9 protein-coding genes and 1 tRNA gene are annotated in these 9,737 nt (G+C 42.8%); 4 read left to right on the top strand and 6 right to left on the bottom strand.

Annotated features, from left to right (window positions below; all coding sequences use genetic code 11):
* Positions 1-77: 77 nt before the first annotated feature.
* The 5 genes from Q0541_RS27955 to Q0541_RS27935 form a co-directional block, all read right to left on the bottom strand.
* Entirely contained in the window at positions 78-1,292 is a 1,215-nt protein-coding gene (locus Q0541_RS27955) for an ATP phosphoribosyltransferase regulatory subunit (protein ID WP_298918961.1), read from the bottom strand.
* Positions 1,292-2,242 (bottom strand): J domain-containing protein, encoded by a 951-nt coding sequence (locus tag Q0541_RS27950; protein ID WP_298918958.1) that lies wholly within the window; start codon positions 2,240-2,242, stop codon positions 1,292-1,294. Before Q0541_RS27950 ends, Q0541_RS27955 begins: the two co-directional genes overlap by 1 nt.
* A gap of 74 nt (positions 2,243-2,316) precedes the next feature.
* Positions 2,317-3,129 (bottom strand): inositol monophosphatase family protein, encoded by an 813-nt coding sequence (locus tag Q0541_RS27945; RefSeq protein WP_298918955.1) that lies wholly within the window; start codon positions 3,127-3,129, stop codon positions 2,317-2,319.
* Positions 3,130-3,664: 535 nt separating this feature from the next.
* On the bottom strand, positions 3,665-4,267 hold the full coding sequence (locus Q0541_RS27940; RefSeq protein WP_298918952.1) for a thermonuclease family protein: 603 nt from the start codon (positions 4,265-4,267) through the stop codon (positions 3,665-3,667).
* Positions 4,257-4,625: a 2Fe-2S iron-sulfur cluster-binding protein gene (locus tag Q0541_RS27935; protein ID WP_298918949.1), complete on the bottom strand. Its 369-nt coding sequence runs from the start codon at positions 4,623-4,625 to the stop codon at positions 4,257-4,259. Before Q0541_RS27935 ends, Q0541_RS27940 begins: the two co-directional genes overlap by 11 nt.
* Positions 4,626-4,732: 107 nt before the next feature.
* Between Q0541_RS27935 and Q0541_RS27930 the strand changes: the two genes are divergently transcribed.
* From Q0541_RS27930 to Q0541_RS27920, 3 genes are all read left to right on the top strand, one after another.
* Positions 4,733-4,817, top strand: a tRNA-Ser gene (locus Q0541_RS27930).
* Between the two features lie 289 nt (positions 4,818-5,106).
* Positions 5,107-5,787: a HEAT repeat domain-containing protein gene (locus tag Q0541_RS27925; protein WP_298918946.1), complete on the top strand. Its 681-nt coding sequence runs from the start codon at positions 5,107-5,109 to the stop codon at positions 5,785-5,787.
* A 75-nt stretch (positions 5,788-5,862) separates the two neighbouring features.
* A complete protein-coding gene (locus Q0541_RS27920; RefSeq protein WP_298918943.1) occupies positions 5,863-6,429 on the top strand; it encodes a phycobiliprotein lyase in 567 nt (188 codons plus the stop codon).
* Positions 6,430-7,044: 615 nt separating this feature from the next.
* On the opposite strand, the gene Q0541_RS27915 is transcribed toward Q0541_RS27920, so the two are convergent.
* Positions 7,045-8,565, bottom strand: a complete 1,521-nt coding sequence (locus Q0541_RS27915) for a site-2 protease family protein (RefSeq protein ID WP_298918964.1) — start codon at positions 8,563-8,565, stop codon at positions 7,045-7,047.
* Between the two features lie 290 nt (positions 8,566-8,855).
* Between Q0541_RS27915 and Q0541_RS27910 the strand changes: the two genes are divergently transcribed.
* Positions 8,856-9,590, top strand: a complete 735-nt coding sequence (locus tag Q0541_RS27910; RefSeq protein WP_298918940.1) for an MBL fold metallo-hydrolase — start codon at positions 8,856-8,858, stop codon at positions 9,588-9,590.
* The last annotated feature ends 147 nt before the right edge of the window (positions 9,591-9,737 follow it).

Below are 9,737 nucleotides of genomic sequence, written 5' to 3'. Positions count from 1 at the left end.
GGATAAGGGGGACAAGGGAGAATTATTGAACAAGTTTCTTCCTTGTCTCCCTTGTCTCTTCCCAATGCTCAACTCACTTAACGCAATGATTCAATAGTTGGGGAGCCATGAGCTTTGATCCAAGCAATTTGGGCTATATTGCGATCGCGTGCATATTGACGAATAGCGTCTGCATCCCTTCCCTCCAAATCAATTTCTACCCGCACCAAATCAGTAGAATCTCTGAGTTTTTGCGCGTAGGCTAAGGCAAAGGCGTTAGCACTCGGCGTCTCTGGTACTACCAACCAGTCACTCGCTGGGATTGCCTGTGGTAATTGCTGAGTAGACAACAAAACTTGGTATAAATCTTCGATATTGAGTCCAAAACCAATTCCGGGGATGTTTTCTCCTTGAGGATGATATAGCCCCAAAAGCTGGTCATAGCGACCACCCCGCCCTAAAACTCTGGCTTGCGATTCGCTATCTGTGACAACTTCAAATACAATACCAGTGTAGTAATCTATGGTCTGAATGAGGCTGAGGTCAAGGATTAACGGAAGTTTTTTCTCTGATTCCAGTAATTCTACTAGGGATTTGAGGTTATTTACTGCCTCTCGCTGTTCTTCATCTAGATCCAAACTACTGACTTTTTGTAACACGTCTGCACTAGAGCCACGCAAATCTAGCATGATTTGGGCGCGATCACGTAGTTTATCACTTAGGGGTAAATTATCTATAGTAATCCGGTCAAGATGAGCGATCGCACTGCGAACTTTATCCTGTAAATTAGCAGGAAAGGCACTCAGAAGCGATCGGGTAATTCCCGCCTCACCTAAAATTAAATGCCATTCCTGCAAACCCAGTGCTGCCAAACAATCTGCTACTAATAGTAGTACTTCCGCATTTGCCAGCAATCCGCCAGCACCTAACAACTCTACCCCAGCTTGATAAAACTCCTGTTGGCGATTGTGTCTACTTTCCCAAGTGCGGCGAAACACATTGGCGTTGTAGTACAACCGTTGCGGATAACGCAGACTTGCCATCCGAGTGACAACAGTCCGAGCAATGGATGCTGTTAATTCTGGACGTAGCCCTAATTCATCATCTTCGCCATTTTGTTGTAGTTGAATCACCATCTGACGCTGGATTGCTTCCCCCGCCATCAGAGTATCCATGCGCTCTAAAGTCGAGGTGATAATCCTGTGATATCCCCAACGGTGAAACACCTGCTGTAACCTATCTTCAATCCAGCGTTTTTTCTCCACATCCAGGGGCAATAAATCCCTGGCTCCCGCTGCTGGTTGATACACCATTATTTTTTCTTCCCACCAAACAAACCACCGAACAAACCACCACTACCAGATTTATCTGGTTGCTTATCTCTATTATTGGGGGATGAAGTCACCTTATGATCACTAGGTTGTTGTCCTAGAGCTTTATCTATTTTAGGTTTCCATTGCAGAGCTATTTCGTCATTGGGGTCTAATTTTAGAGCATTGTCAAAGTGGATTTTTGCCATTTTTAGCTGATTTTGCCTCAAATACACCATTGCAATTAAGCTATGGCAGCGACTATTTTTAGGTTCTAGCTTTAGGGCATCTTGCAACTCTACTTTGGCTTGGGCAAATTGGTTTTTGTCAATTAAAGATTGAGCGCGACGAACATACTGTTCTACAATTGAGTCTTCTTTTGCTGGTGCTGGTGGTGTATTTTTTGGTGTATTTGGCTCAGACGTTCCTGATTGGACTTTGGATTGAGCAGATGGTGGCGGCGGTGCGGATGCTTTGCCCCCACTCCGCATTAAATAGACTAAATTCAACTCACTAACTTGAGCAATGACTTGCAGCACTTGCTCTAAAGAATCATATTGGGTTTGGGCTAGTTTAGCGATCGCACTTTTATAGAAATGATCGATATTGGCGGTATCAGCTAACTGTTTCCCCAAGTCAGTGTTTAGAATAACCGAAGTAGACTCTTGTACCAGGCGCTTGCCAATTTGCGACAAAATTAGAATATATTCCGCGCGAGTGCGATCGCCAGAAAGTTTTTCGTAAGCTGGGTTAACCAGCTTTGATAACAATTCGTTCCCTAGCTGTTTTTGTGCAGCACTTTCAGTAAAACTACTATCCGGGTGTAAGCGGCGGGCAATTTTGAGATAGCGTTTGCGAATCTCTTTGACATCCGCATCAACTGGAACGCATAATACTGCGTGATGATCTATGAAATCATATTTAAATAATCCACAATCTATTTTGAAAGACATATACAGGTTTTGCACCAAAGGAGCAGTTAGATTCTTTTTAGTTTACCCAAAGTTAGGGGGAAAGCCCCCATCTGCTACACCCATGCTGACAGTGGCGGAACTTGTAAAAGTTCGCTACTAAGAGAGTCGTGAATATAACCATTTGTTGCAATAATTCTACCTGACTCAATTTTGACGGGAGTACCATCGTAGGCGGTGACTTTGCCCCCGGCTTCTTGTACCAAAATTATCCCGGCGGCAATATCCCAAGGAGAAAGTCCCCGTTCCCAGTAACCATCGACACGTCCACAGGCAACATACGCCAAATCTAGTGATGCAGAACCACTACGTCTGACTCCTTGGGTAAGATGGGTGAAGTGACTAAATTCTGCATAGTTGTTATCAGAGGTTTCGCGGCGATCATAGGCAAATCCAGTTACCAGAAGGCTCTTACTCAGTTTCGATGTTGCTGAAACCTTGATAGGATGACGGTTACGCGTTGCTCCCAAGCCAGCAGCAGCACGGAATAGCTCATTATGAAAGGGGTCATAAATTACACCAACTTGCGGAACACCATTAATTAACAGCCCGATGGAAACGGCAAAAAATGGGTATTGATGAGCGTAGTTGGTTGTGCCATCTAGAGGATCTATTGCCCAAAGGTATTCATTCTCTTGATTACCTAATTTCCCTGATTCTTCCGCGAGGATAGAATGTTGGGGAAAGTGGCGACGCAAAATTTCTAAAATCAACTCTTCTGAGGCTTTATCAGCAGCAGTGACTAAATCACCAGGGCGTCCTTTTTCAACAATTGCGTCTTCTAACTTACCCAAGTAACCTTGCAAAATGGCACCAGCAGCTAAGGCCGCTTCTGTAGCAATATCTAGAAAGATTTGTAGATTTGTCATTAGTTAGGAGAGACGCGAAAAATCTTTGTCTGTACAGGAGTTATCTAATTTTGGATTTTAGATATTTAGATTTTAAATTTTTCTGGTTCTACCGCTTCTTTTATGGTAGAGCCACTGAGATTATGATTAAATAATGCACGTGGAAATCATGAAAGTCTTTCCCTGTAAGCTTTGAAAGCTGTAAAGTAACAAGTTCTAGTATTAGGTTCTATCAAAAAGCCGATAGAGCCATTTTTCCTTCAATCCAAAATCCAAAATTTAAAATCTAAAATTGCCAGAGTTAGGAGTTGGGAGTTAAACCTTATCTATGTTGAGAGCCTTAGTTTTTGCCCTCACCCTAAATCCCTCTCCCAAGTAGGGAGAGAGGGACTTGTTTCCGGCTCCCCTTCTCCCAAATTTGGGAGAAGGGGCTGGGGAATGAGGGTTTTTTCTTCTCATAGGGAAAGAACTACAGTTTTCAAGGTGGACACGGTTTAGGAGTTAGGAATCAGTTATTTTTCCCTCCCCCACTCTCCCCTTTAGCACTAAGCACTCTTTAAAGATTTTGGCGGCGAAACTCGGCGGGAGTAAGGCGCATGGGTTTTTCAGGGTTCCAGATTCCTTGGCCCATAAGTCTAGCCCATTGTTGGGCACGTTCTAAACGCAGATCATATTTGTGGTTAGGCGATCGCCCAATAAACATTGCATTCCCTTGTTTGACTAATTCTTCATTCAACAACACCTTATTTTTCCACACATAAGCTAGAGTTCGCCCGATCTTGTCTTTTGCTTCTAAATCAAACTCCAGGGTTACCGATTCTTCTGCACCACCAATTAGATTCTCTAACTGTTCTTTTGCTTCTTCCCCCCAAGGTCGCTGTCGCAAATCTGGTGCATCAATACCAACTAACCGCACTTGAGAAATCAAATTTGGTTGTTCAGCCATACCTAACACTTCCAAACTTTGCCCACTAACTACCCGCGCTACTTTCACCTCAGCCTGATTGTTTGGCAGCTGGTTTTTACCTTGGCAACTCACCAAAAGAAATAAGCAAGCCAAAATGGCTATTTTTCGCACCCAGTTACCAAAGCGTACAGGCGCAGTTCTTGCTAGTTGGTTGAGTTGGGGTACGGTGATTTTGAATTGTTTATTCCTCATCTAAGGGTAAACCCGCTTTAACTCTCCCCCTAGCAAAATAGCGTCCAAACTGGAGTTCGTAGACTTCATCTTCGTCTTGTGTCTCCACCTCCAAGTCAGAACGGGGGTAACTCACACACAACAAGGCATAACCTTGCCGACGTAAATTTGGCGACAATCCGATCGCTTCTGGTTGGTAAATTTCTCCTGACAATACCCTCACCGCACAAGTGGTGCAAGCCCCGTTGCGGCAAGAAAATGGCAGTTCCACCCCTTGTTTTTCGGCAGTGTGCAGGATGTAGCGGTCTTCTGGCACTTGTAGGGTGTATGTTTTGCCAGTGGCGCGATCGCGAACTCTAATTGTGTATGTACGGGACATCTGGATTTGCGTTTTGGGATTGGGACTTTCAGATTCAACCTAAAAATATCTTTCTTTATCTTTGCATTTTCTGGGATTCTATAGTAGAATCGGGACTTGTGGCACCTGGAGAGGTGGCCGAGCGGTTTAAGGCGCAGACCTGGAAAGTCTGTTTAGGGAAACTTAACGAGGGTTCGAATCCCTCCCTCTCCGTTCTCAAACCTAGTATAAATATATAGATTTGAACTTGACTTCTACAAATCGTTGGGTTCAGTAAATAGCAGGATATTGCTAAATATATTCTTAAAATTGCTTTGGAAGGGCGATCAAGTGTTAAATCTGACTGCTAAATTCAAACGATTTAGCGGGAAGTAACATTTGTTTATTTTTCACTCATAATCGAGGCATTTTGTAAAGTCGCCAAACTCCTACTTCACGATGGTGACAGCCTGATGAACAGATCAGGTAAATTAAGATAAGTAAAGAAAACGCTTTGAACTAAATGGCAGCTCTAAGCTTACAAGAAATTTCTACTCAGTTAGAAAGTCCGAATTTGCGCGATCGCATGGTAGCCCTTGCCAATCTGCGTCATGTTCCCGCTGAGGATGCAGTCCCTTTGATTAAAAAGGTACTAGACGACGAATCTTTGCAACTGCGATCGATGGCAATATTTGCTCTGGGAATCAAGCCGACGCCAGAATGTTATTCAATTTTGGTGAGAATTCTCGAAAATGACCCAGATTATGGTATACGCGCTGATGCCGCTGGAGCCTTAGGATATTTGGGTGATGCCAGAGCCTTTGAGGTGCTTTCACGGGCATTTTATGAAGATACTGATTGGCTAGTACGCTTTAGTGCAGCCGTTTCTCTAGGTAACATTAAAGACCCTCGGGCCCATCAGGTTCTTATTCAGGCATTGGATAGCAAAGAAGTCGTGTTGCAACAAGCTGCAATTTCTGCACTGGGAGAAATTAAAGATATTGAGTCTGTTGATAATATCCTGCGCTTTGCCCAATCAGATGATTGGATAGTAAGGCAGCGTTTGGCAGAAGCCTTGGGAAATCTTCCCACTCCCAAAAGTGTCTCAGCTTTAAAATACCTGGAAAAAGACAATCATTTCAACGTTGCTGAGGCAGCCAGAATTGGCCTCAAGAAGCTTGAGGAAATAGACAATCAAGCTTAATATTAAAGCCTCCTGCTACCTTTTAATAATAATTAAGTGGGAATTTTAGCATTTTGATGCAGGGTAATTTCATTCATGAATATTGAAGAATTTTTTCAGTTAAGCGCTGGTAAATGGTTTTCTCATCGGACTAGTCAACATTTGGCTTTTAACCAATCTGAAAATAGCAAGTCAGACATCATTATTGAGACGCTAGCAGTAGATCATCCAGAAGTGATCAAACTATGTCAACAGGACAAAGTTAATCCTAGTTTCGCCTCTTGTGCGATCAAAATTACCTGGAATGGCACAATGGAAAAGGATCAAGCAAAACACAGTGGTTCAACTGTGTTAGTTTCGATACCTGATGCAGATAATCCAGCCCAAGGTAAGTTACTGCGGGAAATATTTGATGCTGATAAAAGCCCAGTAGCTGGACACTATAAATTTGACAGTGATGGTGCCTTGATCCTAACTACAGAAGATGAAACCATGTGGTTAGAGGAGCGCGTGTGGTTTGCTAGCCCCAATTTGCGAATGCGGGTAAATGTCCTCAAGAATTTCGGTGGATTTAGTATCACTTCCTTCACTTCTGAGATTCGCATGGGTGGTTTTCCACCAGCTGCGAAGGCTGACAAAGCGGCTAATTCAGTATCAAGTTAGTTGTAATACGAAATAATCCCCCTTTCCCTAGCTACGGTGTACACACAAGTTATCTGATTACCCAAAAGTCCATTTTCTACAACATTAAGGTAAATAAAACCTCACCCTGTCCTAATTGACATCTCTCTTTGAACTCACGGAGAGGGACAGGTTTTACCTAGCACAACCGGGGTGAGGTTTGATTGGGCTATTTGATAAACCATAAATTGCTAATGAGACTTGTGTGTACCTAGTGTCACGTTTTATAGAATTAATAAAAGCCTGAAACGACCTATTTGTGAAATGCATACCATGACGAATTTGTACAGGGCATAAGCCCTAGTACCGCCTTGCGGAAGTCAAAAGTCAAAAGTCAAAAGTCAAAAGTATTATGGAATAAGCTCTTTAGGGATTTTAAAGGTTGCTCTATTTACACCGTGGCGTACTAGTATTGAGCAATGGGGCAGGGGATATATTTGTTATTTACCATTCTGCTGACAAAACTGCAAAAAGCACTTTTAAAAGAGGGCTATTATTTAATATTGGATATAATTTCAATCACCAAATATCAAACTGTGGTTAATACCATAGTTTGGAAAAAATTCAGATATATTCCTCTTTTTGCGTTGATCCTTTTTAAATTTGCAAAAAGTTAGCGATCGCCTGCGGTAGTGGCAAAACAATTACAATCAACAAAGCCATTGCCAGTAATCCCAAAATATCACGTCCATTATCCAATTCAGTAACATCATTCAGTGCAGGTTCATCAATCAACGGCATAAATAATAAGATAATTGCCCACAGCAACAATTCTTCCCGAACTAAAGAAAGTAATAGCAATAGCAGGCGAGCAATTTGACCAATTACGATCGCAGTTCGTTGTCCAAACATCGCATGGACAATGTGACCTCCATCTAATTGTCCCACAGGCATTAAATTTAAGGCTGTGACAATTAGTCCCAGAAGACCAGCCACTGCAACTGGATGTAGGTCAAGAGCGGATTTTTCTGTTAACTGACTACCTAAGGCTAGCTTCGAGAGTAGCGCTAGTAAGATGGAATACTTGGGATTAAGGGCATGAGGATTCAAAAGTCGGGTTTTTTCAGTCAGGGAAACCACGTCAGAATGAGCCAACCCCCATATTAGTAATGGTAAAGTCGCGACAAAGCCTGCAATTGGACCAGCGATACTAGTGTCAAATAAAGCTTTGCGGTTGGGAATGGGACTACGCATCTGAATAAATGCACCAAAAGTTCCCAAGAAGAAAGGTATGGGAATAAAGTAAGGCAATGTTGAGCGAATCTTGTAGAATTTAGCTGTCAAATAATGCCCAAGTTCGTGAACACCCAAAATAGTCATTAACGCTAAAGCATAGGGTAATCCTTTGAATAGGACATCTGGGTTAAGTAGAACTTTGAGCAAAGAACTAATTTCCCATAGAGGCGGAAGAGAAACACCAGCATTTTGGATTCCCACCAAGGTAGTAGTTAGGAAAGTAGCTACTAGTAGTAAAAGTGCTAATCCTGGTCGAGTTAACCGTTCTTGGTCGCGTCGTGGTGTATTTCTCTCTTTAGCAGCTTGAGTGTTGGGAACCAGCACAAAGAAAGGTTTACCATTGACACCTTCTTGAAAAATCAGTAGGAAGCGATCGCCAAATTGTGATTCAATATTAGTTTTAATCTGCTGGTAGGCGTTGCTGGCTTGAGTTCGCAACTGACCCCGGCAAATCACCGCTTGTGGTCGATACTCAATATTTTGAACGTAGTATACAGACCAAGGAAAACAATTTCGCAGTTGGGTTTCTTCCTTTAGCTCAATAGGACGCACTGCTGGTTCTGCGGTAGGCTGGATAGTCGGCTGTGATTCTGAGGCTTGGGCTTGGGTTTGGGTTTGTGTATCTCTTGGCACTCCACGCCCCCATTGAAACAACATCCAGTACAACAATGTGCAGACAAATAACGACGAGATGATAAGCGCCGGTGGCGGAGATTGTTTCGCCCCGTACACCAGCGTCCATCCACTCAACAGAAATGCTGGTGTCATTAAAACCAGCCACAACAACCATACTGGCGTCCGGGTGATGTGAGCGACACTGTGCTGCACCATTAGATAAGTAGCTAGCCCCAGTAAGAGGATAAACAGAAACCAAAATGCCATGTTATCTTCAGTAATTTTGACAAAACGCCCCACCAGTAGCTTCAGCACCATAGCATTAACTACAAGGCAGACCTCAAATCCCAATTTTATTTACGAACGGTTAACAGTGTTAGTACACTGTAGCGTCAGCTTGCCTACCTTTAACAAGGGTTTGCCTCAAATCTAGTTAATCTGAGATGGTAGCTGAATTTACGTTGTGCTGTACTAGTTAAACGCTTAAGTTTCAATTCTTGAGAATTTCCACACAGTAAGCAGATTGTCTACAACTCCTCAGTTTCGGCTCTTTTATCATGTGCCCTTTACCTCAAGTGCCAAGTCATACAACTAAGCCACCACAGCCTGTGTTCCCTGACAAAGTTCCTAGCGGAAGTTCTCTACAATCGGACTTCGCACAGGAGAGTATTTTTGTTTTTGCACCCAATCGGGACACATTAGGGGGAACGTCTTATTTTATTGTAAGAAATGAAGGCAATATCCTCATAGACTGCCCTGCTTTAAATCAAACAAATCAAGATTTTTTGCGATCGCATGGAGGCCTGCGTTGGTTATTTCTCACCCATCGAGGTGCTATTGGCAAGACCGCTGAAATTCAGCAAACCTTTGGTTGCGAAGTCCTGATTCAAGAACAAGAAGCTTATTTATTACCAGGCTTAACCGTAACTACCTTTAGGCAGGAATTTACTTTTGATGCAGTAGTTCAAGTTATTTGGACACCAGGTCATTCTCCCGGCTCATCTTGCCTATACTACAGTGAGCTTGGAGGTATATTGTTTTCAGGGCGTCATTTAGTTCCTAATCAGAAGGGTGAACCAGTACCATTACGCACAGCAAAAACCTTTCATTGGCCCCGACAAATTAACAGTCTTCGGTTATTATTAGAAGATTTTACACCAGAAACTCTCAGGTACATTTGTCCTGGAGCTAATACAGGCTTTCTCAGAGGCAAGCGTGTCATCAATCAAGCTTATCAACACCTCGCCTCTCTAGATTTACCAGATTTGCTGCGGATACAGCCCCTAATTTAACATTTATCTAGCTTAAAGACTTGTTCACGAGTATCAAAGACTCGTTCACGGAGTTCAAAGACTCGTTCACGGAGTTCAAAGACTCATTCACGAGTATCAAAGACTCATTAACGGAGTTCAAAGACTCATTCACGAGTATCAAAGACT

This window comes from uncultured Nostoc sp., from assembly GCF_937863485.1.
Lineage (GTDB): Bacteria > Cyanobacteriota > Cyanobacteriia > Cyanobacteriales > Nostocaceae > Nostoc.
This window is presented reverse-complemented; position numbering and strand designations above follow the sequence as displayed.

Excerpts from the sequence above, each read along its gene's own strand:
- Q0541_RS27920 (WP_298918943.1), top strand. The coding sequence starts at position 5,863 with ATGAATATTGAAGAATTTTTTCAGTTAAGCGCTGGTAAATGGTTTTCT.
- Q0541_RS27945 (WP_298918955.1), bottom strand. The coding sequence starts at position 3,129 with ATGACAAATCTACAAATCTTTCTAGATATTGCTACAGAAGCGGCCTTA.
- Q0541_RS27925 (WP_298918946.1), top strand. The coding sequence starts at position 5,107 with ATGGCAGCTCTAAGCTTACAAGAAATTTCTACTCAGTTAGAAAGTCCG.
- Q0541_RS27955 (WP_298918961.1), bottom strand. The coding sequence starts at position 1,292 with ATGGTGTATCAACCAGCAGCGGGAGCCAGGGATTTATTGCCCCTGGAT.
- Q0541_RS27940 (WP_298918952.1), bottom strand. The coding sequence starts at position 4,267 with ATGAGGAATAAACAATTCAAAATCACCGTACCCCAACTCAACCAACTA.
- Q0541_RS27910 (WP_298918940.1), top strand. The coding sequence starts at position 8,856 with ATGTGCCCTTTACCTCAAGTGCCAAGTCATACAACTAAGCCACCACAG.
- Q0541_RS27935 (WP_298918949.1), bottom strand. The coding sequence starts at position 4,625 with ATGTCCCGTACATACACAATTAGAGTTCGCGATCGCGCCACTGGCAAA.
- Q0541_RS27915 (WP_298918964.1), bottom strand. The coding sequence starts at position 8,565 with ATGGCATTTTGGTTTCTGTTTATCCTCTTACTGGGGCTAGCTACTTAT.
- Q0541_RS27950 (WP_298918958.1), bottom strand. The coding sequence starts at position 2,242 with ATGTCTTTCAAAATAGATTGTGGATTATTTAAATATGATTTCATAGAT.